Here is a 22,259-nt window from a genome sequence, read left to right as displayed (position 1 = left end):
AAAGCGCAGGGCCGGCGCGGCGCTTGAGCCAGGCTGTGGCTTTCGATCGCAGCTTCATTGTTCCAGCAACGAACAGCCTGCATCCGTGTTTTCCGGGATGCGAGAAACAATGAGGCGCGCCATGACCAGGGATCCCGGACTGAAGCCCGACGATTTTCCCATCGAAGCCGACAAGGACAAGCTCAGGACTCACAAGGGCGAGCCGGTCGCCTCGGCCGAGTCGGACAAGATCGCGGATCAGCTCGCCGAACGGCTGAACGAGCATGCCCACCAGGAAGAGCAGGATCGTTGGTCGGCCTAGACGCTTCGCCTTTTCCGGCACCAATCCGGAATTAACAACGGCCGATAGGAACGGCTTTGGGCCATTGCGTATTGGGCCGCGCCGGGTCCTTGCGATTCCGGCAATGGCGGCTCGAAGCCCCGCCCCCGGGCCACAGGCCGGGGCCGCCTGATGGAGGACTGCGCGAGAGACCATGGAGGCGCCCACACCAGGGATGCAAAACCCGCTTCGACAGGCGCGGCTCTACGGCTACCTGATCGAACGCGAGGGCGCGCTGTTTCATCCCGGCGGCAGCCATCCGCTGTGCAGCGCGGGCATGACGCGACGCATGATCGAGGCGGGCTGGCTGGTGAAAGCCGGCGACCGCTACGAGCTGACGCCGGAAGCGCAGCAACGGATCGCCCCGGGCGCGATGAGTCCGGGGTGACTTGATCGTCGCTGGTGCGGCATTTCCGCTCCCGCGCAGGAACAGGTGCCTCCCCAAATCTTTGCCCCGGCACGGCATGTGACGACGTCAAGCAAAGGAGCGGACATGAAAAAGCTGGTTCTCGCAGGGCTCGTTGCGGCTCTCGCACTTCCCCCTGCCGCATTCGCGCAAGGCGGCACGGGTGCGTCCAGGACCGGGTCGAGCATCGACTCCTCCAGCACCGGCGGCGCGACGGGAGCGGGAGCCTCCAGCCTCAACACGTCATCGGACAACAACGGCGGCGGCGCGAACGCGCCGGCCAAATCGTCGACGACGCGGCCAGGCGACAACGATACAAGGCAAACTCAGGGCGGCCAGCAGGCCATGCCGGGTTCCGGCTCCACGGGAGCAAACCGCAAATAGGCGCGCCGCGAACGCGCATCCAGTGGATTGTCCTCACGCAAAAGGCCCGGACCATCGTCCGGGCCTTGTCTCGTCACCACCAGGGATCCCAATAGGGCGGTGGAGCGTAGGCATAAGGCACATAGTAGGCCCGCCGCACGACGCGCGGCCCGTAGTAGCCGTAGGGCGGGCCATAGTAGCGCGGGCCATAATAGGCGTCGGCCGCGAGCCCCGCCGCAAGCGCACCGGCAACAAGACCGAAGCCGATACCGGGGCCTCCCCAATGGCCGTGCCAGCCGCCGCGCCAGCCATGGGCTTCCGCCGGCGAAGCGGCCGCCACGAACAGGGCCGAGATCAACGTCAGGACTAAAGCAAGTTTCTTCATGAGCGACTCCCAGAAGTTGGAAACCGACCGCAAAACGCCAGACCGGAATTGAAGTTTCCGAGCGTTCCGGAAAATTTTGCCAGCAAGACGACGGACGCGAATGCGGGCGCCGGCCGGAAAGCGGGCGAGAGCGCTGGCTCCCGCCCGCGTCATGCTTACTTGCCGTTGATCGCGATGCGCTTCACCTTCTGTTGTGCCGCCGGTGACTTCGGCAGGGTGACGGTGAGAACGCCGTTGTTGAAGGAAGCCGCGACCTTGTCCTGGTCGACGTCATCGACCGGAATGCGCCGCTCAAAACGGCCATAGTAGCGCTCGCTGAAGAGACGCTCCTTGTCTTCCGTTTCGCTCTTCTTCTCGCCGCTGATCGTCAGCACGCCGTTTGCAAGCTCGACGTTGACGTCCTTCTGTTCGAGACCGGGAAGCTCGGCGACAACCTTGACTTCCTTGTCGCTCTCGTCGAGTTCGACGTTCGGCCAGCCCATCGCGGTCGAGGAGCCGAACGGACTGAGATCAAAGCTGCGGAAGGCGTCGTCGAACAGCCGGTTCATCTCGCGATGAAGCGCAAGCAGCGGGTTGCCGGCTTCGCCGCGCTGAACGGCCATGTTGCGTGAGCCGTTGTTCCACGGGATGAGATCGCGTAGTGCCATTGTCGTTTCTCCTTCTCTCTTCTCTCGATTGGCGCAGCTCAGCGCGCGGCGAAGGCCACGCAGCGGCGCTGCAAAGCCTGGACGATCAACTCGTCAGGCCGCCTGCTTGTGCTCGATGTTTCGGTCGGGGTTGCCAAAAGAATTAGGAGGCGGCGATTTGGTTTCAAGAGGCGGCTGCCAGGCGTCCCCCGATGGCAGCCCGAACCTTTTCGAACGCGCGCATTTCGATCTGCCGCACCCGCTCGCGTGAAACGCCATACCGTGCCGCGAGCTGCTCAAGTCTCAGCGGCGGCTCGGAGAGCCAGCGCGCCTCGAGAATGTCGCGCTCGCGCGGCTTGAGGACGTCCAGCGCGCCGGCGAGGGCTTCACGCCTCCGTCTGGTTTCTTCCTGCTCGGCGTACGCAGCTTCAGGACTGGACGCGGGGTCGACGAGCCAGTCCTGGACTTCGCCGCCGTCGGCGTCGCGCACCAAAGCATTGAGCGACAGGTCGCCGCCGAGGCGGCGGTTCATCTCGATCACGTCGTTCTCCTGCACGCCGAGCCGCCGCGCGATCTGGCTGGCGTGCTCGGGGCGGAGATCACCATCCTCGAGGGCGGAGATTTCCGCCTTGGTCCGGCGAAGCTTGAAGAACAGCTTCTTCTGCGCGCCGCTGTTGGCAATCTTGACCAGCGACCAGGACCGCAGGATGTATTCCTGGATCGACGCCTTGATCCACCACATCGCGTAGGTCGCAAGCCGAAAGCCCCGCTCCGGCTCGAAGCGCTTGACGGCGTGCATCAGGCCGACGTTTCCTTCGGAAATGATGTCCGCAACCGGCAGGCCGTAGCCGCGATATCCCATCGCAATCCTGGCAACGAGCCGCAGATGGCTTGTGACCAGATGATAGGCTGCCTCACGGTCGCCGTGCTCGCGCCATCGCTTGGCGTAGGCGATTTCCTGGTCGGGCCGCAGCATCGGAAACTTGCGAATTTCCGCCAGGTAATGTGTCAATCCGCCCTCAGGCGACAGCATCGGAACAGTTGCAGTGCTTCCCATTGCCCACCTCTTCGAGTTGGCCTGCTTACGCTCCAAAATCGACATGACAAAAAATGACTTCGGCCGATGATGTTACGACTGGTGGCGCCGGCGCGTGAGTTTGCGGCGGCTCTGGCCGCGTCACGAGATAGAGCTCGCCCGCCACCAATAGGAGGGCAGCGACGGCCAGGGCCAACATGCCGAGCACCAGATCGCTGTCATCATCCATGCGCGTTCGAGACGTGTGTCGATGTCGAAGATCGGCAGCCATTGCCATTGGCTATCCGCGACATCGAACGTCGTCACCGGAATTTTGTTCCAGACCTTTGGCGTCGCGCCAAGACGGGTGATGGCCGAATCCGGCCTCGCCGCTTTTCGAAACAGGCCACTGACGAAAAACCCGGCTCGAAAGCCGGGTCTTAGGAACTCGTTAACCAAGAAGGATTCAGCTACTCGCGAACTGGTGTCGCGGAGTTGGTGCCCTTCACAAGGTTGATCGCATGAATGCAGTCAACCTTGTTGTTATAGCCCTCGCCGGAATTGGCGACCTTGCGATTGTTGGCAGCGTACAGAGTCCACCGCCAGTAGTTCTGCGCATCAACATACAGGTAGAAGAACATGACAATCTCCAATGGAAGTGTGAGTCAGAGGTACTTATTCGAATACAAATTCGACAACTCGGAATGGGGTATCGAGATCGTTGCTGCTAACCCTGCTGAGGCGAACGAGAGACTGAAGGCGATCAGTTGGGCGCAGTACAAAGGGGAGATTTACGCGAAGGTCCCCGTAGTCCCCGGCCCGGTTGTTCGGGCTCTTTCCCGAATCCGGGCTGCCTTAAGCATTTGACTTGGGAGACGAGCGCCGGGCCACAAGAGACCCGGCGTTGCGCACGCATGAAATAAACCTGTTCGACCGATACAATTTTAGCTTGCGGTCGTGCGAATCGGATTGAGGCCCGCCACAAAGGATCTCAAAGTAGGCCAGTGTTGCTTAGGGAACGCGGCGCGTTTTTCGAGTTGGCTTTGGAAGCAATTTCTCTCGTACCTTGAGGGCGCTAAGGCTGCATCGGCCTCAGCGCGGCGCACTGCTTTGCGCCTAACGTTGAACAGCTTGTATTGTTCAAGGGCATGAGCTTTGGCTTGTACGGCTTTAACCGCACCGCAGCCCTCAATACTTGGCGGCTCAGATTTTTGAGCTGGCTGTCTAGAAGGGCTTCCGCTTCGGCCATGGTAGTCACCTTGCGCTTTCGGCATTCCGCTTGCCGACTCCCCAATGATTGCCTTCTGCGTCCCGGCCATGCCGATGAAAACGTACTGGTCGCCTTTGGCGTTGATCTCGTGGCGTTGGACGTTCTTTTGCTTCTTGCCGACGAAACTCCACAGCTCGTGAAGCTCTAGGCGCTCGGTGCGCACGCCGACCATGATGCGGTCGTGCAATTCCATGCAGCCAAGGCCAACGCGGAGGGCTACGCTAGTCGACGCCTTCGCAGAGGGCGGCAATGACTTCAATCTGCTTTTCGCGGGACAAGACGTTCATGAGGGCGCAGTCCTCTGGTTAGGATGGCCCGTCAGCGACTCTGGATATTTGGCCCGCCAAGGCCTATATTCACTGTTGATTATCGCTTCGGGGCGCAATACCGGGGTTGGTAGCTTGGGATCGGCAGCGCGCCAACGCGGCCGGTCCCACTAGTTCGGATGGTTCAGGGAGCCGGATTCGGACCGACACCTTTCACCCTTGTAGGGCAGGTGTCCTACCGTTAGGCGATCCCTGAGAAATAGAGCCGATTGCAGGGCCGTTGCGTTCCTCCCCCGAGGTTTAGCGCAGCGGCCCTTCCTTTTTCCCGCCCTTCGTCGCTCGGCCAGCGCGTCGAAAGGCTCAAACCCTTCTGATCATGGCTTCCATCCTTGCTGATTCTGAAGAAACCACATTTCAGGCAAGGGTGAAAGAAGTAATTTTGAAATTCAGTTTGACTATTTCAGGCGGCGCTGCCATAACCTTCCAAAGGTAGGAGGAGAAGGATGGAACTGGAAATTAGACCCAACCCCGCCACGACCCGTTTTCCATTTATCAATTTGGAGAAGGCAATCGGTCGCGCTCAGGAATTGTTCAACGCCGATCAAAAGGGGCGCGAGATGCCAATCGCTGCCGCTTTTGGGGTGTGGGGATACTCCGAGAAAAGCAGCGGCGGGTTCCAAACGATTGCAGCGCTAAAAATGTACCTTCTCCTGAAGGATTCCAGCTCCGGTGACAGCCGGAAGGTTGCCCTTTCCGATGCGGCACTGCGTTATTTTCGAGACGAGCGCGACGAGGAAAAGAAAAAGCTAGCTCGCGATTTTGCGCTTGGCCCGAAGCTGATTCAGTCACTGTGGCTAACCTGGCATGCGTCGCCGCCCGCTGATACGGTAGCGCGCAGTCACCTAAAGGCAGAGCGTGGCTTGAACGATCAGGGCGCGCGTAGCTTGCTAGCAATTTATAAGGAAAATCTGGCCTTTGCCGAACTCAAGGCTGGTGATAAGGCTGCTCCCGTTGAAGCAGAAAAAGAGGAGCCGGTAATGGATCAACCACAGGCGGCAGCCTCCAGCTTACCGACAGACGGAAATGTGGCCGGGTACGCTGCCTATCAAGCGTCCAAACAAAAAACAGGGATGTTGCAGGAGGTTTTCAATCTCGACGAGGGTCCGGTGACGCTGACCTTCCCTGCCTCTCTGTCTGCAGAGAGCTACGAGGACTTGAAGGATTACTTAGACCTGTTCTTGCGGAAGGCAAAACGCCAAGCCGATAAGGCGGCCCCGGAACGATACGGCCGCAATCCAGACGAAGAATGAAAGAGGCCGCCCGCTGAGGCGGCCTTACTTCTGCCTAAAGCTGGGAGCGATGCTTACCGCGTGGAAAAACCGGCAAAAGTAGTCGGGAACGTTAAACCTACGATTTGCATCTAGGGAGCCAAGGTAAGCTCAAGTTGGACTAGGCCAGCCAGCCCCAAACCCACCACTGTCCCCAGAGGGCGTGGACTGGGAATGTTCAACCAGCCCAACTATGCTGACGTCCGCACAGTGATTTGGCGGGACTTTATCACCCTCGCCAAGTGCCATGATAAGCACAGAAAGCACCCAGGGTCGCGACCGAGGTGCTTTTTGCTTTTTAAGCCCTCAGATCCAAATCAGGCCGCCCGCAAAATCACGCTAGGCCACTGAGGTCGGAAACAGGCCAGCGTCCCCCCGACGCGCCCCCTCACCCCTCCAGCGACTTCCTCGTCGCGCGAAGAATATCATCCGACAGCTTGGGATCGTCCACGGCGCGGGCGAGCACGAGGGCGCCGACCATTGAGGCGGCCGCTGCGAGCGCCTTGTCCTCGCGCTGACGCGGCTTCAGCGTGGTGGCCATCCGGCTGCTCAGCAGGGCGATCGTGCCGCGCACGCCGGCGGTGAAGCGCTGCCTCAGGCCGCTGCCTTGACGTGACACCTCACAAGCGAGCGCAGCGAAGGGGCAGCCGGCGGCGGGATCGTCGCGATGCCCCGGCGAGAGATATTCCGAAAGATAATCCTCGAGCGCGAAGGCCTCGGGCAATTCCTGGCCTTTGGCCTTGATCGCATGGGCCACCGCTTCCTCGACCAGCCGCTCCTTGGAGCCGAACTGGCTGTACAGGCTGCCGTGGGTCATCCCGGCTGCGTCCGCGAGCGCGTCGACACCGACGCCCGCGATGCCGCGCTCCCGCAGCAGCCGCGAGGCGGTCTCGAGAATATGCTCGCGGTTTTTGGCGGCCTGTTCCTTTGAGACGCGCATGGGACTGATCCTCGGGCACGGGGCTTGACTTTTATAATTACGGTCGTCATGTATATCAATAGTTACGATCGTAATCAAACGATTTCAGGCCCTGTAGTGGCGTCGGAGAGGCATTATGAACAGGATTACACCGAAGATCGCGCTGGTGACCGGCGCCTCCTCAGGCATCGGCCAGGCCACGGCGGAACGGCTCGCCAATGCCGGCTATAAGGTGTTCGGCACCAGCAGGCGGGGCGCGCAGGCGGGCAAGCAAGCCTTCGAGATGCTGGCTCTCGACGTCACCAGCGATGCATCGGTGGAAGCCGCCGTCGGCGAGTTGATCCGGCGCGAGGGCCGCATCGAACTGCTGGTGAACAACGCCGGCTTCGGCGTTGCGCCTGCCGGCGCGGAAGAGAGCTCGATGGAGCAGGCGCGCGCGATTTTCGAGACGAACTTCTTCGGCCTGATCCGGATGACGCGCGCCGTCGTGCCGCACATGCGCCGCCAGGGCAATGGCCGCATAATCAACATCGGCTCGGTGCTTGGTTTTCTGCCGATGCCCTATGGCGCGCTCTATGCCGCGACCAAGCATGCGGTGGCAGGCTATTCGGAATCGCTCGACCATGAACTGCGCACGCGGGGCATCCGCGTCTCCGTGGTCGAGCCCGCCTACACCAAGACGCCGTTCGACGCGAACTTCATGGAGCCCGACGCCACGCTCGATGAATATCGCGAGGCGCGCGCCGGCGTGACCAAGCGGGTGAACGAGGTGATGGCGACGGCCGAACAGCCCGGCGTGGTGGCCGAGACCGTGCTGAAGGCCGCGAGCGCGGCGCGCCCGCAGCTCAAATACGCGGCCGGCAGCCTTGCGAAGCGCCTGCGATTTCTACGGCGGTTTGCGCCTGCAGCCCTGGTGGATGCCGGGCTTCGAAAGGATTTGCGGCTTGATACGCCGCCGACGCCGCAGCCCGCCCGCACCGCGCGGGCTTTCTGACGGCAGCAAGCTTGCCGTTGCGAAGAACCTTCGGATCGAGAGGAAAAATGAAAGCACTCGTCTTCAAGCGCTACGGCAAGCCGGACCAGATCGCGTTGGCCGACATCCCCCGGCCGACGCCCAAGCCGAACGAAATCCTGGTCCAGGTTCACGCCGCGGGCTTGAACCCGATCGACAACATGATTCCGAAAGGGACGTTCAAGCCGATCCTCAAGTTTCAGCTGCCGGCCACGCTCGGCAGCGACCTCGCGGGCGTCGTCGTCGAGGTCGGAAGCCGCGTGACCCGCTTCAAGCCGGGCGACGCCGTCTTTGCCAGCATCTTCGATCTCGGCACCGGCGCTCTCGCCGAATTCGCGATCGTGCCGGAGGATGCCGCCGCGCTCAAGCCGCCAAACCTGGACTTCGTACAGGCGGCCTCGATTCCGATGGTCGGTCTGACATCGTGGCAAGCGCTCAGAGAGCGCATAGGCCTCAAGCCCGGCCAGAAGGTGTTCATCCCCGCGGGCGCCGGCGGGATCGGCACGTTCGCGATCCAGCTCGCGAAATATCTCGGAGCAAAAGTGGGGACGACGACCAGCACCGGCAATATTGATCTGGTGCGCAGCCTCGGCGCCGATGAGGTGATCGATTACAAGACGCAGCAATTCGCAGCGGTGCTGCGGGACTACGACGCGGTGCTGGGCACGCTCAGGGGCGATGCGCTCGAGACATCGCTTCAAATCCTGAAGCGGGGGAGCAGGATTGCTTCGCTGGTCGGGCCGCCGGACGCCGCGTTCGCGCGGGGCCGGGGCATGAACTTCGTCATGGTGTTCCTGTTCGGATGGCTGAGCCGCAAGATCATTCGCCACGCCGGCAAGATCGGCGCCTCATATTCGTTCGTGTTCGTGCATCCCGACGGCAGCCAGCTCGCTGAGATCGGCGAGCTTCTCAAGGCCGAGCGCATCCGACCGGTGATCGACAAGGTATTTCCGTTCGAACAGGCGAAACAGGCGCTGGCCTATCTCGAAAAGGGGCGGGCCAAGGGCAAGGTCGTCGTCCAGATGAGATGATGGCGTTGACGCGCGCTCACGCGCAATCGCCTCAGCCCTCCACCCGCCACAGCCGCCAGCGCTCCGGGACGCCCTTGAGCTGATGCACGCCGTGATCCCTGAAGCGGATCTCGGACTGCGGCGCCAGCAGCTCCTTGACCGCGCTGGAGACCAAGACTTCACCGGCGCGCGCCTTTGCGGCGACGCGGGTGCCGATATGGAAGGCGAGGCCGACCGCCTCGGTGCCGCTCACGGTGTATTCGCCGGCATGCAGGCCGACCCTGACCTCGAGGCCGAGCGTACGCACGGCCTTCTGGATCGCGGCCGCGCAATTGATTCCCGCAGCCGGCGTCTTGAACGTCGCCAGCACGCCGTCGCCGGTCGTCGTGACTTCCTTGCCGCGCGAGCTCTTCAGCTCCTTGCGGACCGCCGCGTAATAATGGCCCATGATTTTGGTCCAGCGGACATCGCCGAGCTTTGCGGCTTTTGCGGTGGAGCCGACGATATCGACGATCAGGATCGTGGCGAGGGCTCGCTTGAGCTCGGTGTTGCCCGCGGCCGGTCGGCGCCGGAGCACGATGGCGCCGGTCAGCGGTTCATAGCGATGGTTGCGGCGCCGCGCGATCGCGGCCTTGGCGTAATCCTGGGCACGCTGCGCGCTGCCGCAGCGAATGGTCTTCTCCTGCGGCAGACGGGTCCAGTAGACCTTTCGTCCGTCACCGGCGCCCTGGACCTCCACGGCGCCCCATTTCAGGAGGATCGCCGTGCCCACGCGCCGGACGCACCACGCCTTCGACGTGTAACCCGATACGTTCGACTGATGGATTCCGATTCGGAGGAATTTTGGCATGAACGTGCGGCCGATCGAATGACACGCTTGGATGAAACGCTCGGGCGGCGTCGCCCCAGAGCGTAGTCACACAATCCTGCGTTGGCAACAGGACTCGGAGCTCGCCCGCTGCGTAGCCCCGGGGGCGTCCGTCATCTTCAAAACGCAAAAAGCTCGATCGGATCGCTGAAGCCGCGCACCTCATATTTGCCGACATGCTCCAGCTCGAACTCTCGCTCGACCAGTTCGGCGAAGTCGCGTGACAGCAGCACCTTCTTTCCCAATTGCTTGGTCAAGGCTTCGAGTCGCGAGGCCATGTTGACGGCGGGACCGATCACGGTGAAATCGAGCCGGGTGGACGATCCGATATTGCCGTACATGACGTCGCCGACATGGACGCCGATGCCGTAGTTCAGCGGCGCGCGGCCGGTGCCGTCGTTGCGCGCATTCAACGCAATCATGGCCTGACGGGCTTCGGTCACGGCATGCAGCAGGTTTGCGCAGGCCTTGGGCTCGCTCAGTGGAAAGATGGCGAGCAGGCCGTCACCGATGAATTTCAGGATCTCACCGCCATGTCGCGCGATCGGCTCCGACATCGCGTCGAAATAGTCGTTGAGCAGATCGATGACGTCGTCGCGCGGCCAATTGTCGGAAATCTTGGTGAAGTCGCGCAGATCGCAGATCATGATCGCGGCGCGCACCGTCGTGCCGGTGCCGCGCCGCGTGGCGCCGGCGAGGATGAGCTCGCCGGCGTGGGAGCCGACATAGGTCTCGAGCAGCGTCCGCGCCAGCCGGTTCTTAATGCGAATCTCGCTGACCAGCGCCAGCACCGGCAATATGTTCTTGAGGGCGGCGACGTGCGCGTCGTCGAAGCCGCCGGGCCGGTTGGTCGCGAAGGTGACGAGATGGCGCTTGCCGAGCGTGTGATAGAGCGGCCAGGCCGCATAGTCGGTGAGGCCCTGCGCGCGCATCTCGCGGTAGAGAGCGTGCTTGCGGCCGAGCGCGGGGTCCTGCTCGAGATTTTCGCGCAACTCGGTCGCGCCGTCGAACATTTCGTTGGCGGGACTGCCGATGAACTCGGACCGCTCGCGGACGTCATGGTCGACCCGTGCAATCTCCGCCTCGCGCATGCCGTCGGACCACATGAAGCGGGCCCCCAGCCATTGCGGATGGTGGATCAGCACGTGAAGCGTCGACCGCGCCAGCGGAATGCCGGCCTGCTGAAGCCGGATGCACATCTCGGCAAAGATATTGTCGATGAAGCGCTCGTCGCGCGTTCCGTTGATCAGCCAATCGACGACGCCGTCGGACAGCGTGGCGGATTTCTTCTCTGGCGTGGTCATATCTGCCCGTTCATATCGTGGCCACCCACATCGTGCTTTGGGCGGCGGTCTGCATCAGGGCAGATATTGTGCTCCGGCGCGACGGCGTCAACCTAGCCAGTTGCACGGATTGTACGCATCGCCTGATGGGCGGGAACGCCGTTCAGCCGACGATCTGGATGGAGCCCAGCACGGCCAGCCCCGAGACGAGCGCAAGCATCGACGCCCCCGTCAGTTCGACCTTCAACGTGTTTTCGTGCGAAACCGTAAAATCCGTGCCGTCGAGACGGATGCTGCAGTCGCCGCGCGCCGCATAAATTAGATGCGTGCCGGCGGACAATCGCCGCTCACCGGGCTCCCTGAGCGCTTCGAGCTCAAGCGCGACCGCACCGCGCCGACCCATCAAATTCACGACTTCGACCGGCCCTTCTTCGAGCTCGGTGACGATATCGAGCTCGCCGGTGAAACGCACCGTCGTGAACGGCTCGCGCTCGTCGAATTCCTGGGTGGGCGATTTCAGCACCAGCCCGCGTCCGCCGACCACCATCTGCAAGCGGTCGATGCCGAGCATATGGGAGAACGGCCCGGGCGCCACGATCGGCGTGGCCGCGAAGCGCCACAGCAGGCTGTCCCAATCCTTCACTGGGGAACCAGCGCGATGGGCGTCCGCGATATCGGTGAAGATGCCGCCGCCGTTCTTCCAGGGCGAGCGGGTGTAGTCTTCGGATTTCAGCAGTGTGGTTTTCATGTCTCGAGGTGGTCCGGGAGCGCAAGAGGGCGAGTGTCAGTTGCGTATCATGCAGACATGATCGTAGCCAGCTCGCTTCCGGCAGCACGCCAATCTTTGGCGACTACTTCGTCGTCAGTGCCGCGACCGGACGCCACGCGACATCAGGCGTGCTCTCAAGCAACTGCCGGCAGCGGTCGCGCATCAGTTCAGCCGGGCGATCCGGGCCGCGCATATTCAGCACGGCTTCGAAATCGGCGAGTGCGGCCGCAAACCGGCGCGCGCGATAGTTGGCGAGGCCCTGTTCGTAGCGGACGATCCAATCAAGCGTCTGGCCGCCGTCCTCGCCGGCGAGTCCGACCAATTCGTAAACCGCAAAACCCTCCTCGCGTCCATACACGGCGATGCTGTCGATCTCGCGCGTGACGATGGCGCCGCGTGCGAGACGTTCGGTCGCTTCGCCAATGAGGATTTGCGTGCCGTAGGATTTGTTGGCGCCCTCGAGGCGGCTCGCGACGTTCACGGCATCGCCGATTACGGTATAATTCAGGCGCAGCTCGGAGCCGATATTGCCGACCAGCATGCGGCCGGAGTTGATCCCGATCCGGATCTGGAGCGGCTGGCCGAGATCGTCGGCAAGGCCCGACGCCGCGATGGCCCTGCAACAGCCGAGCGCCGCGCGGCAGCAGCGCAGCGCGTGGTCGGCCTGCGGCTGCGGCGCGCCCCAGAACGCCATGACGGCGTCGCCGATGAACTTGTCGATGGTGCCGCCATGGGCGACGACGGCCTCGGAGGCGAGGTCGAGATAGCGCGACAACAGCGGCACGACACGGTCGCCCAGCCGCTCGGACAGCCCGGTGAAGCCGGCGATGTCGACGAACATCACGCTGAGCTCCTGCATGCTGCCACCTGGCCTAGCCTCGACGCCCTGGCGCAACAGCGAGCGGACCAGATCGGCCGGGATGAATTTGCGAAATGCCGACAGGCCGGCCGCCATCTCGGCGATCGCGCCGGACAGGCTCGCGATCTCCTTCAGCCGCGACGGATGGCGGCGGACCTGCTCCAGCGCGAAGGCTTCGACGTGACGCAGCTCGCCGACGACGCGCGACAGCGGTGCGGCGATGACGGAGCGCGCCAGCATCGCCGAGGCCAGCGCTGCGAGCACGGCGCCGATGGCAAGGCCGAGGATCAGGCGGCGCAATGTCGTCTCGACCGGACCGAGGAACTCGGCCTCGGGGATCACGGTCGCCAACGACCAGCCAGGAAACGGCAGCGGCGTCAGCGCCACCTCGTAAGCCGCGCCAACCGATGTCAGCCGGCTTCGCCAGGCTTCCTTGTGGCCATCTTCGCCCGCCTTCACGAGTGCCATCCGCGCCAGCGGTAGCAGCGTCGTATCGCTCTTCGCGGCGTGCAGCTCGTCGGCATCCTTGTCAGGTGCCGCGATCAGCTCGCCGCTGCCGTCAATAATGAAAGCCGTTCCGGTGCGGCCGACCTCGAGCTGCGACAGGAAGCGCGCGAGCCTTGTGTACTCGATGACGATGGCGAGGACGCCCTGCCGCTCCTGGTAGACGTCGATCGGACCGGCAAAGGCAATCGACGGCCGCTCGCCGGTCGGATGGTCCATGACCTTGAACCACTCCGGCTCCCCGGCCGCCAGCCCGGTCTTGAACCAGGCGCGATCGGCGACCCGAAAATCGGTCGGCTCGAAACGGCGATTGGCGAATTCGATGTCGCCGGGCACCACCTCGTATTCGTCGATGCGGCGCTGGCCGGCATGATCAGTCAGCGAGATCTCCATCATTTCGAGGCGGCGGTCGCCGAGCTTGTGCGCGGCGAAGAAGGAGCCGTCGGGCCAGCCAAAGGCGACCCAGGAGATCGTCGCCTGCGATTGTAGTTGCGACAAGAACACGAATTCGCGCTTGTCGGCGTCGCGGGTGTCGAGCACGTTCTGCAGGAACAGGGTGCGGATCGCGGTGTGGGCGGCACGCGCCTCGTCCACGATCGCGGCGACCTCCTTGCGGACAGCGGCCACGATCTGTTCGTTGATGGTCGATGCGAGCTGCCGGCTCGCCGCCTCCGCCGTGCGCCACCACAACAGGCTGGAGAGGGCGGCGGTCAAAAGGATCGCGGTCAGGACCAGCGCCGAGACGGCGAGCCGAATGCTGACCGTCAGCTTCGCGATCGCGCGCAGGTGCCGTCCGGGATCAACATTCATCGCTGTTTCCGTTCTCCGGCAAAGCGGCGACTGGCCACCTCCTGTTACCGCTCTACGCAGCGCGTATGCATTCGTTACCTGTGGCAGCCACCGCGCCCCGCCGCCAATGCTCTCCGGCTAAGGTCTCGATAGAGACTAGGCATTGGATTGACCGGCCAGTCACCGCTAATCCGATCCAAGCGCACAGCCCGTGCGCCCATCTAACCGCCTCACAAACTCGTGACCTACTTGATTGGTAACGCGAGCCGGGTGCGAGGCGAACCGAACAAGGCGCTGTTCGCCTGCCAGGCGATGCCATCTCGAACAGGAGAAACTTCAATGTCTGCCAAACTTGCCGTGACCACGCTCGTTCTCGCCGGCGCCATGTCGACCGCACTGGCGACTCTGGCCACTGCCGCTCCGCTGACCAAGGCCGAGGGCGACGCGGCCGTCGCGGCCAAAAAGGAAAAATGCTTCGGCGTCGCGCTAAAGGGCCAGAACGATTGCGCCGCCGGACCGGGCACGACCTGCCAGGGCACCTCGACCGCCGACTTCCAGGGCAATGCCTGGAAATTCGTCCAGGGCGGCACCTGCACCAGCATCGAGCTGCCGGGCGGCAAGAAGGGCTCGCTCAAGCCGGTCTGACGCGCTGGCTCGCGACCACCACAACACGGAAGAGCGGAGAGAAACCATGACGACGGCAATCGCGCCTGACATGTCTGCGGTGCCCCTCCGCTATTCCGCCCCCATCGGCGACGTCGCCGGGACGAGCTTCAAGCCTGAACATCTTCAGGCGATCCTGGGCGCGAAACCACAGCGCGGCTTCTTCGAGGTCCACGCCGAGAACTATATGGGCGCAGGCGGACCGCCGCATCGCGCGTTGGAAGCCATCCGCCGCGACCATCCGCTGTCGCTGCACGGCGTGTGCATGTCGATCGGCGGACCGCAGCCGCTCGACAAGGCGCATCTGGCCCGTTTTCGCGAACTGGTGGCGCGTTACCAGCCCGCGCTGGTATCCGAGCATCTCGCCTGGTCGACGCATGAGACCAGCTTCTTCAACGATCTGTTGCCGCTACCTTACACCGCAGCCACGCTCCGAAACGTCTGCGATCACATCGATCAGGTGCAGGACGCGATCCGCCGCCCGCTGCTGCTGGAAAACCCGTCGACCTATGTCGCCTTCCGCGAATCGTCGATGAGTGAGACGGATTTCATCCGCGCCGTTGCCGAACGGACCGGTTGCGGGCTGCTGCTCGATATCAACAATGTGTTCGTATCCGCGACCAATCACGGATTCTCCGCGCTCGACTACCTCGCGGGCTTTCCGCTGGCGCGCGTCGGGGAGATCCATCTCGCCGGCCATGCCGAGCAGACCGACGACGAAGGCGATCTGCTGCTGATCGACAGCCATGACGGCCCGGTCGCGGACGCCGTGTGGAAGCTGTACGAGATCGTCGTCCAGCGCCGCGGTGGCGTGCCGACGCTCATCGAGTGGGACAGCAACATCCCGGATTGGCCGGTCCTGCAGGCGGAAGCCGCCGCCGCGCAGGCTATCCTCGATCGTTGCCGCACGGTCGGATTGACGGGAGATCGTCATGCCGCCTGAGCCTGACCTTTGCTTTGCCGCAGCCTTTGCACCGGCGCTGCTCGACCCGGCGCGCCCCGCGCCTGAGATCGTGGCTGGTCCGAACGGCAAGGCACCCGGCAAGCGCTACGATATCTACCGCAACAACGTCACGGTCAGCCTGATCGACGCGCTCGCTGCGATCTATCCGGCGGTGCAGCGCATCACCGGCACCGACTTCTTCCGCGCCATGGCGCGCTTCCATGTTCGCCAGACGCCCCCGATCTCACCGCTGCTGTTCGACTATGGCCGCGACTTCCCGGCCTTCATCGCGCAATATGAACATGCGCAGATGATGCCATGGCTCGCAGATGTCGCCCGCATCGAGCGGGCATGGCTGGATGCCTATCACGCCGCGGACGCGGCACCGCTGTCGCCGGCGCAGCTTGCAGCGCTTGCGCCGGAGCGGCTGGGCGATCTCGTTCTCGTACCGCACCCGGCAGCGGGAATCGTGCGGTCGCAATTCGCGGCGGTGACGATATTCGCAGCCAATCGCGACACGTCGCCGGTCGGGCGCATCGACGCTGCGACACCGGAGGATGCGTTGGTCACGCGCGCCGAATTCGAAGTCGTGGTCCGGCATCTGCCGCCCGGCGGAGCCGCATTCGCGAGCAGCCTGATGTCGGGTCGGCCGCTCGGCGAGGCCGCTGCACGCGCGCTGGACGCCGCGGCCGACTTCGACCTCGCTTCGAACATCACCGGCCTGATCGAGGCAGGCGCCTTCACCTCAATCGCTTTCGGAGACGTCTGATGATCACGGACCAACGCATGCAGGCGGGTGGCGGCCTGCCCTCGCTCGGGCTCCTCGTCGACAAGGCCAATCATCTCGTGCAGACGATCGCTTCGCCGTCGGTCGTTCAGCTCGTGCTCCGCTTTGCGTTGGCGGTGCCGTTCTGGCGTTCCGGCATGCTCAAATGGGCAGGCTTCCTCAGGCTCAACGACACCGCGGTGACGTTGTTCGGCGACGAGTTCATGCTGCATCTGCCCGGCGGGCCCTATCACTATCCGGCGCCGACGGTGATGGCGTTCCTCTCCGGATGCGGAGAGATCATGTTCCCGATCCTCCTCCTGCTCGGCTTCGGCACGCGGTTTGCGGCGCTCGGACTGCTGCTCATGACCGTCATCGTCGAGCTGACCGTGCCTGACGGCTGGCCGATCCACATTACCTGGGCGGCGATGGCGCTCGGCATCATGGCCTACGGGCCCGGACGCGTCTCGCTGGACCACCTGATCTGCCAAGCGCGCGGCCCCCGGCCATAGGCGCGAGCCGCCCTCTCACATCCCGCTCAGACCGCTATCGACCGCGAGCGTCTGCGCGGTGACGTAAACGCTCTCGTCCGAGAGGAAGAACAGCACAGCATAGGCGATTTCCCAGGCGGTGGCCTGGCGGCCGAACGGGACGTGGCCCTTGCCGCGCGAGGGGCGGCCGGCGCCGGCCTCGCGGCCGTTGGGCGTGTCGACGAGGCCGGGATAGACCAGGTTGGCGCGGATGCCGCGGCGCGATCCGAGATGGGCGATGTTGCGCATGAGGCCGCCGAGCGCGGCTTTCGAGGAATCATACACCGCCATCTGCGAGCCGGCCTTCAGCGCGGCGATCGAGGAGATGAAGACGATCGATCCGCCGTTGTCGAACTTCGGCATCGCGGCGCGGCAGCACAGCATGGGGCCGCGAACGTTGACGTCGTAGATCGCATTCCACTCCTCGGGGCTGACGGCGTCGAGCCCGACCTTGCCGAAGGTGCCGATGTTGAGCACCATGCCGTCGAGCCCGCCCATGGCGCGATGCGCCTCGTCGATCATGCGCGCGACGTCAGCCTCCGAGGTGACGTCGGCGGCAATTGCAAAGGCTTCGCCGCCTTCGTCGATGATCCGCTTGACGGTATGCTCGGCCGAGGTTCGGTTGCGATCGGCGACCGCGACCTTGGCGCCCTCGCGGGCGCAAAGAATGCTCATGGCGCGGCCGTTGCCGATCGGATCGGTGACGGCGTCGAACACACGCTGGCCACCCCCGACGATCAGGATGCGGCGCCCCTTAAGGCGCCCCCTGCCCGGCGCTTCGCCCAGCGATTCCGCACTCGGCGGGCGGACATAGCGCTCCGGCCTGGTGTCGGGATTTTCGGACATGCGAGCCGCCTATTTCTTGCCGCCGTCATACACCTTCATGCCGGCTGCCGGATCGAGATCGGTCTCGGTCGCCTCGGTGACACGCGCCATCATCATGTAGAAGCCGAGCGCGACGATGGATTCGACGATCTCCTGGTCGCTGAAATGCTCGCGCATGGCGGCGAAGACCGCCTCGGGAACGCGAACGTTCTCGACCACTTCCCGGCCGAATTTCAGCAGCGCGCGCTCGGCCCCGCTCAAGCCGGCGGCATCGTAATCGGTGCGCTCGACCGCATCGATCTGGGCTTGCCTGCAGCCGACCCCGAGCGCGATCGGCACGTGCTGGCGCCATTCATAGGCGCCGCCTTCGAGCTGCGCGGCCTGCAGGATCAACAGCTCGCGGTTGACGGCACTGAGCTTCTGCTTGTGCAGGATCGAATTGCCGAGCCGCATCGCCGGGATCATGTTGGCCTCAGCATGGGCCATCATGCGGAAAATATTCAGCTTGACCGGCATGCGGTCGAACGAGGCGCGGATGTCGCCGCTGGTCGTCTCCGGATCAATCAGGGGCAGCCTTGCCACGATTCTCTCCCTTGGCTTTTCGTTTCTTGTTGTCCCGCGTCCCGCCATCCGCCGCGATCAGCGACAGGAAGAAGGCGAGATAGCGATCGATCGCCTCGATCACCTTTGGCCGCGGCGACGGTGCCGCGCCCATCACGTAATGCTCGAGACGGATGTAGATCAGCCCGGCTGCGAACAGCCGCGCGGTCTCGCGCGGGTCCGGCGTCGAGACCAGACCGGCGAGCGCAAAGCCGCGGAAGTAATCCGTCATCATGCTCTGCTCGCGCGCGTAGAAATGATCGGCGAATTTGGCGCGGATGCCGGGCACGCGATTGCGCTCGGCGGTGATGACTTTCTGGAACTGGTGCTCGCGCGGATCGGACCATTGCTCGACGAGGTCCAATGCAAACTGCCGGCAGAACGCGGCGGGCTGGCGCGCGAGCTGCTTGTAGCGCGGCTCTTCCAGCCGGCTCGCCGAGCTGGCCGGACCGTGCTCGCTGACGATCGCCTCGAGTATCGCGGCCTTGCCGGCGAAGTGATTGTAGAGGCTGCTCTCGCGGATGCCGACGCGACGCGCGAGCTCGCGCATCGAGGCGCCGCCATAGCCGCTCTGCGCAAACAGATGGAGCGCTTCGGTGAGGATGCGCGCGCGGGTCGTGGGCGCAGCCGCTTCGGCCGCGCTGGTGGTGTGGACAGCCATCCGGCTTGACTAACGAACGATCGCTCGCTAGTCAACAGTCGGCGCGATCGCTCGTTCGGTCTTGCGCTTCAACTCCGCTCTCAAAAGAAGCGGAGAGCAATCTGGGAGACTTGGTCATGGCGCGCTTCGTCCATTTTCGTCTGCTGCGCGCTGCAACATTGTCATTGGTCGTAGCGTCCTCGGCAATGCTGCCTGCGCGCGCCGAGGACCCAGCCGCCTATCCCACGCACAAGATCAGGATGCTGCTGCCTTATGCGGCCGGTGGCGGCGGCGACGTGATCGGGCGGCTGCTCGGCGACAGGATGGGCAAGACGCTCGGACAGAGCGTCTATATCGAGAACCACACCGGGGCTGCCGGCACGCTCGGCACGCAGATGGTCGCGGCATCGGCGAATGACGGCTACACCATCACCGTCGGCGGCATGACCACGCATGTGCTGGCGCCGGCGATCTATCCGAAACTGCCTTACGATTCGATCAAGGACTTCACCACGATCGGGCGCATCGGCACGTCCTCGATCATGCTGGTGGCGACCAAGGATTTTGCCGCCAACGACATCAAGGGCCTGATTGCGCTGAGCAAGAAGGGCGAACCGATCCAGTACGGAAGCTGGGGCGTGGGCTCGACCGGACAATTCTGCGCGGAAATCCTGATGCAGCAGACCGGAATCAAGATGGACCACGTGCCGTTCAATGGCATCGCCAAATTGGCCGGCGATCTGCTCGGCGGCCATATCTCGCTGGCGACACTCGACATGGCGACCGCGACGCCGCTGGTGAAGGACGGCTCGATCAAGGCGCTGGCCGCCTGCGGCGAGCGCTCGCCGAGCCTGCCGGATGTCGCCAGCTACAAGGAACAGGGTGTGCCGTTCGACCGCAGCCTGTCCTGGGCGATGTATGCGCCTGCGGGTGTCGCTCCGCCGATCGCGCAGAAATTGTCGGCGGCGCTGAAGGAGGCGCTCGGCGATACGACCGTGAAGGAGAAGCTGCTGGGGCTCGGCATCACGCCGCAATTCGTGCCCGGCGACGAGCAGCGTGACATCAACGCCCGCGACATCGCGGCCTGGAAGCAGGTTGCCAAGGACGCGGGCATTGAAGTGAAGTGAGCCAAGTGACGAGGAGGACGCTGGCATGAGCCGCATCTTCGGCGCGGTGCGCCAGAACGGATATGTGGTGCGGGACATCCACGCCGCGATGAAGCACTGGATCGAGGTGATGGGCGTCGGTCCCTGGTACTACATGGACCGCGTCAAGACCGACTGGTTTCGCCATCGCGGCGAAAACTCTGCCGTCGAGATGAGCATCGCGCTGGCCAATTCCGGCGATCTCCAGATCGAGCTGATCCAGCAGCGCAACGACGCGCCCTCGCTGTACAGGGAATTCCTCGAGTCCGGCCACGAAGGCCTCCAGCACATGTCCTACTGGAGCCACGACTACCAGGCGCTCTATGACAGGGCGCTCGGGCTCGGCTACAGGATCGGCCATGAGGGCCAGATCGGCGGCGACAAGGGCCGCTTTGCCTATTTCGACACCCAGGCCCATCCAGGCACCGTGATCGAAATCTCCGACATCAGCGGCACCAAGGGGCCGTTCTTCGAGAAGGTCCGGCAGGTTGCTTTGAGCTGGGACGGCACGCGGCCGATCCGGGAGGTCGGCGGGAGCCGATGACGCCGGCGGCCCGGCAAAGGCGATGCAGCAATCGGCCGGGCTCACCGTGCTGCTGGCGCGGTAGACGGCAATCCATGGTAACGTGAGCTTCGTGTCCGAACCTTCAGCGAGGCAAGCATGTCCAACACTGACAAGGTTTTCGCCGGCTCGATCCCGAAACTCTACGACGACTATCTGGTGCCGCTGATCTTCGCCGTTTACGCCGAGGACATCGCAAGACGTGTCGCGGCCCGCTCGCCCTCCGTGCTGCTCGAGATCGCGGCGGGCACCGGCGCCGTGACGCGCGCTGTCGCGGCGGCGCTGCCGCGCGGCGTCCGTTATGTCGCGACCGACCTCAACGAGCCCATGCTCGCTGTCGCGGCGCAGCGTCAGGCAGACGACGATCGCATCTCGTGGCGCCAGGCCGACGGATCGGCCCTGCCCTTCGACGATGCCGAATTCGACGTGGTCTGCTGCCAGTTCGGCGCCATGTTCTTTCCGGACCGTGTCAAGGCTTACGGGGAAGTGAAGCGCGTCCTGAAGGACGACGGCACGTTCGTGTTCAACGTCTGGGATCGCATCGAGGACAATGTGCTGACGCATGAAGCCACGGTCGCGCTCGAAAAGCTGTTTCCCGACGACCCGCCTCGTTTCATGGCCCGGACGCCGCACGGCTATCACGACAAGGCGGTCATCAGAACCGACCTCGAACGCGCAGGCTTCCGTGACATATCGATCGAAACGCGAGCTGAAATAAGCCGCGCGCCGTCGCCCGAGCACGTCGCGATCGCGCTCTGCCAGGGCACGCCGCTGCGCAGCGAGATCGAGGCACGCGATGCCAGCAAGCTTCAGGCCGCGACCGACATCGTTGCCAAGGCGATCCGAATGCGCCATGGGGCCGGGCCGATCGAAGGCAAGATTCAGGCTATCGTGATCGAGGCGCGACGGTAGTCGCGGGAGCCGCTACACCAGATCGGCGAGCAAATCAGCCGCCGCTTTGACATCTGCCGTCGCAAAGCCCTCTGAAAAGCTGCCGTAGACGTCTTGAAGCAGTGCCCTGGCGCTCGCCCGACGGTCCGTTTCGACCATGAGCGCAGCCAGGTCTGTTGCCGCCCGCAGCTCCCAGGATCGGGCGCCCTGAGCGCGCGCCAGATCGATGGATTGGCGGAAACAGCCTTCCCCCTCGTCGCCGCTCGATCGCGGCATCGCGCCGAGGAGCTTGCCCTTCACACGCAGCAGCTCGGGCATCTGGAACAGCTCACCGCTTCCATTGACCCGGTCGATCGCCTCGTTGACGAGGATCAGGCCATCCCCGGCCTCCCCGAGAGCAAGCAAGCCCAGCGCGAGTTCCATGTTGAACTCGGTGGTGAGCAATTCGTGGCGTGCGGCGTGAATGGGTTTGAGACCGGCCCGCAAATCGTCGACCCCCAGCCTCACGTCTCCGCGGCGGATCATCAGTTCGGCCTTGCGGCACCGGCCGATCGCCATCAGCGGACCCATGGCGTTTGCTTCGGCCAGGGAATAGGAGCGATCGATGTACTGCTGGGCGGCGTCGAGATTGCCGCGCCAGAGATAGACCGTTCCCGCGCCGACGGACGAGAAAGGCCGATCCCATGACACCGGATGGCGTCGC

At 63.9% G+C, this 22,259-nt stretch carries 27 protein-coding genes and 1 pseudogene; 13 read left to right on the top strand and 15 right to left on the bottom strand.

All coding sequences use genetic code 11. From position 1 onward, the window contains the following. Window positions 1-121 precede the first annotated feature (121 nt). The 3 genes from AC0L3S_RS26210 (at window position 122) to AC0L3S_RS26200 (ending at window position 1,109) form a co-directional block, all read left to right on the top strand. Window positions 122-301: a hypothetical protein gene (locus AC0L3S_RS26210; RefSeq protein ID WP_473282209.1), complete on the top strand. Its 180-nt coding sequence runs from the start codon at window positions 122-124 to the stop codon at window positions 299-301. 193 nt (window positions 302-494) lie between these two features. Further along, complete coding sequence (locus tag AC0L3S_RS26205) at window positions 495-707, top strand: hypothetical protein (protein ID WP_473282207.1); 213 nt, start codon at window positions 495-497, stop codon at window positions 705-707. Window positions 708-812: 105 nt separating this feature from the next. Beyond that, a complete protein-coding gene (locus AC0L3S_RS26200; RefSeq protein ID WP_473282205.1) occupies window positions 813-1,109 on the top strand; it encodes a hypothetical protein in 297 nt (98 codons plus the stop codon). 73 nt (window positions 1,110-1,182) lie between these two features. Here the strand turns inward: AC0L3S_RS26200 and AC0L3S_RS26195 are convergent, their stop codons facing one another. From AC0L3S_RS26195 to AC0L3S_RS26170, 6 genes are all read right to left on the bottom strand, one after another. Next, a complete protein-coding gene (locus AC0L3S_RS26195) occupies window positions 1,183-1,473 on the bottom strand; it encodes a hypothetical protein (RefSeq protein WP_473263317.1) in 291 nt (96 codons plus the stop codon). Window positions 1,474-1,628: 155 nt separating this feature from the next. Beyond that, window positions 1,629-2,120 carry an Hsp20/alpha crystallin family protein gene (locus AC0L3S_RS26190; protein ID WP_473282203.1) on the bottom strand — a complete coding sequence of 164 codons (492 nt, stop codon included), beginning with the start codon at window positions 2,118-2,120 and terminating at the stop codon, window positions 1,629-1,631. Window positions 2,121-2,283: 163 nt separating this feature from the next. Next, window positions 2,284-3,156, bottom strand: coding sequence for an RNA polymerase sigma factor RpoH (gene rpoH, locus AC0L3S_RS26185; protein ID WP_473282201.1), 873 nt, complete (start codon window positions 3,154-3,156; stop codon window positions 2,284-2,286). 120 nt (window positions 3,157-3,276) lie between these two features. Next, window positions 3,277-3,573, bottom strand: coding sequence for a hypothetical protein (locus AC0L3S_RS26180; protein ID WP_473282199.1), 297 nt, complete (start codon window positions 3,571-3,573; stop codon window positions 3,277-3,279). Between the two features lie 11 nt (window positions 3,574-3,584). Next, window positions 3,585-3,755, bottom strand: a complete 171-nt coding sequence (locus AC0L3S_RS26175; protein WP_473282197.1) for a YegP family protein — start codon at window positions 3,753-3,755, stop codon at window positions 3,585-3,587. A gap of 303 nt (window positions 3,756-4,058) precedes the next feature. Continuing rightward, window positions 4,059-4,577, bottom strand: a complete 519-nt coding sequence (locus AC0L3S_RS26170) for a hypothetical protein (RefSeq protein WP_473282195.1) — start codon at window positions 4,575-4,577, stop codon at window positions 4,059-4,061. Window positions 4,578-5,153: 576 nt separating this feature from the next. Here AC0L3S_RS26170 and AC0L3S_RS26165 point away from each other — a divergent pair. Then, entirely contained in the window at window positions 5,154-5,960 is an 807-nt protein-coding gene (locus AC0L3S_RS26165; protein ID WP_473282193.1) for a hypothetical protein, read from the top strand. 406 nt (window positions 5,961-6,366) lie between these two features. Here the strand turns inward: AC0L3S_RS26165 and AC0L3S_RS26160 are convergent, their stop codons facing one another. Next, window positions 6,367-6,918 carry a TetR/AcrR family transcriptional regulator gene (locus AC0L3S_RS26160; RefSeq protein ID WP_473282191.1) on the bottom strand — a complete coding sequence of 184 codons (552 nt, stop codon included), beginning with the start codon at window positions 6,916-6,918 and terminating at the stop codon, window positions 6,367-6,369. 115 nt (window positions 6,919-7,033) lie between these two features. Here AC0L3S_RS26160 and AC0L3S_RS26155 point away from each other — a divergent pair, with 115 nt between their 5' ends. Together AC0L3S_RS26155 and AC0L3S_RS26150 are read left to right on the top strand one after the other, a co-directional pair. After that, complete coding sequence (locus AC0L3S_RS26155; RefSeq protein ID WP_473263322.1) at window positions 7,034-7,891, top strand: oxidoreductase; 858 nt, start codon at window positions 7,034-7,036, stop codon at window positions 7,889-7,891. Between the two features lie 47 nt (window positions 7,892-7,938). Then, a complete protein-coding gene (locus AC0L3S_RS26150; protein ID WP_473263323.1) occupies window positions 7,939-8,940 on the top strand; it encodes an NADP-dependent oxidoreductase in 1,002 nt (333 codons plus the stop codon). Window positions 8,941-8,971: 31 nt separating this feature from the next. On the opposite strand, the gene AC0L3S_RS26145 is transcribed toward AC0L3S_RS26150, so the two are convergent. The 4 genes from AC0L3S_RS26145 to AC0L3S_RS26130 form a co-directional block, all read right to left on the bottom strand. Further along, window positions 8,972-9,769, bottom strand: coding sequence for an adenylate/guanylate cyclase domain-containing protein (locus AC0L3S_RS26145; RefSeq protein ID WP_473263324.1), 798 nt, complete (start codon window positions 9,767-9,769; stop codon window positions 8,972-8,974). 137 nt (window positions 9,770-9,906) lie between these two features. Next, complete coding sequence (locus AC0L3S_RS26140; protein ID WP_473263326.1) at window positions 9,907-11,091, bottom strand: adenylate/guanylate cyclase domain-containing protein; 1,185 nt, start codon at window positions 11,089-11,091, stop codon at window positions 9,907-9,909. A 142-nt stretch (window positions 11,092-11,233) separates the two neighbouring features. Next, a complete protein-coding gene (locus tag AC0L3S_RS26135) occupies window positions 11,234-11,818 on the bottom strand; it encodes a HutD/Ves family protein (protein WP_473282188.1) in 585 nt (194 codons plus the stop codon). 103 nt (window positions 11,819-11,921) lie between these two features. Next, window positions 11,922-14,012, bottom strand: a complete 2,091-nt coding sequence (locus AC0L3S_RS26130) for an adenylate/guanylate cyclase domain-containing protein (RefSeq protein WP_473282185.1) — start codon at window positions 14,010-14,012, stop codon at window positions 11,922-11,924. 318 nt (window positions 14,013-14,330) lie between these two features. Between AC0L3S_RS26130 and AC0L3S_RS26125 the strand changes: the two genes are divergently transcribed. Genes AC0L3S_RS26125 through AC0L3S_RS26110 form a run of 4 tightly spaced genes read left to right on the top strand, consistent with a single transcriptional unit; the run spans window position 14,331 to window position 16,875 of the window. Next, window positions 14,331-14,636 (top strand): BufA1 family periplasmic bufferin-type metallophore, encoded by a 306-nt coding sequence (locus AC0L3S_RS26125; RefSeq protein WP_007600627.1) that lies wholly within the window; start codon window positions 14,331-14,333, stop codon window positions 14,634-14,636. 46 nt (window positions 14,637-14,682) lie between these two features. After that, window positions 14,683-15,597, top strand: coding sequence for an MNIO family bufferin maturase (gene bufB, locus AC0L3S_RS26120; RefSeq protein ID WP_473282183.1), 915 nt, complete (start codon window positions 14,683-14,685; stop codon window positions 15,595-15,597). After that, window positions 15,587-16,366 (top strand): HvfC/BufC N-terminal domain-containing protein, encoded by a 780-nt coding sequence (locus tag AC0L3S_RS26115; protein ID WP_473282181.1) that lies wholly within the window; start codon window positions 15,587-15,589, stop codon window positions 16,364-16,366. The genes bufB and AC0L3S_RS26115 overlap by 11 nt, the downstream gene beginning before the upstream one ends. Further along, entirely contained in the window at window positions 16,366-16,875 is a 510-nt protein-coding gene (locus AC0L3S_RS26110; RefSeq protein WP_473282179.1) for a DoxX family protein, read from the top strand. The genes AC0L3S_RS26115 and AC0L3S_RS26110 overlap by 1 nt, the downstream gene beginning before the upstream one ends. Window positions 16,876-16,890: 15 nt before the next feature. Here AC0L3S_RS26110 and AC0L3S_RS26105 read toward each other — a convergent pair whose 3' ends face one another. The 3 genes from AC0L3S_RS26105 to AC0L3S_RS26095 are packed head-to-tail and all read right to left on the bottom strand — an operon-like array spanning window position 16,891 to window position 18,979. After that, window positions 16,891-17,739 carry an SDR family NAD(P)-dependent oxidoreductase gene (locus AC0L3S_RS26105; protein ID WP_473282177.1) on the bottom strand — a complete coding sequence of 283 codons (849 nt, stop codon included), beginning with the start codon at window positions 17,737-17,739 and terminating at the stop codon, window positions 16,891-16,893. A 9-nt stretch (window positions 17,740-17,748) separates the two neighbouring features. Further along, the gene (locus tag AC0L3S_RS26100; RefSeq protein ID WP_473282175.1) at window positions 17,749-18,300 is read right to left on the bottom strand and encodes a carboxymuconolactone decarboxylase family protein; all 552 of its coding nucleotides are present in this window, start codon (window positions 18,298-18,300) and stop codon (window positions 17,749-17,751) included. Next, window positions 18,278-18,979, bottom strand: coding sequence for a TetR/AcrR family transcriptional regulator (locus AC0L3S_RS26095; protein ID WP_473282173.1), 702 nt, complete (start codon window positions 18,977-18,979; stop codon window positions 18,278-18,280). The genes AC0L3S_RS26100 and AC0L3S_RS26095 overlap by 23 nt, the downstream gene beginning before the upstream one ends. Window positions 18,980-19,095: 116 nt before the next feature. Here AC0L3S_RS26095 and AC0L3S_RS26090 point away from each other — a divergent pair, with 116 nt between their 5' ends. The 3 genes from AC0L3S_RS26090 to AC0L3S_RS26080 all read left to right on the top strand — a co-directional run bounded on the left by AC0L3S_RS26090 (window position 19,096) and on the right by AC0L3S_RS26080 (window position 21,577). Then, window positions 19,096-20,085, top strand: a complete 990-nt coding sequence (locus AC0L3S_RS26090; protein WP_473282172.1) for a Bug family tripartite tricarboxylate transporter substrate binding protein — start codon at window positions 19,096-19,098, stop codon at window positions 20,083-20,085. Window positions 20,086-20,110: 25 nt separating this feature from the next. Beyond that, window positions 20,111-20,647 carry a VOC family protein gene (locus AC0L3S_RS26085; protein ID WP_473282171.1) on the top strand — a complete coding sequence of 179 codons (537 nt, stop codon included), beginning with the start codon at window positions 20,111-20,113 and terminating at the stop codon, window positions 20,645-20,647. Window positions 20,648-20,764: 117 nt separating this feature from the next. Beyond that, window positions 20,765-21,577 carry a class I SAM-dependent methyltransferase gene (locus tag AC0L3S_RS26080; RefSeq protein ID WP_473282170.1) on the top strand — a complete coding sequence of 271 codons (813 nt, stop codon included), beginning with the start codon at window positions 20,765-20,767 and terminating at the stop codon, window positions 21,575-21,577. A 12-nt stretch (window positions 21,578-21,589) separates the two neighbouring features. Here the strand turns inward: AC0L3S_RS26080 and AC0L3S_RS26075 are convergent. Further along, a pseudogene (locus AC0L3S_RS26075) lies at window positions 21,590-22,259 on the bottom strand (ATP-binding protein); the annotation flags it as partial.

Source organism: Bradyrhizobium sp. Ken01, from assembly GCF_055807355.1.
The sequence above is the reverse complement of the archived record's forward strand: the minus strand, read 5'-3'. Positions and strand labels throughout refer to the sequence as shown.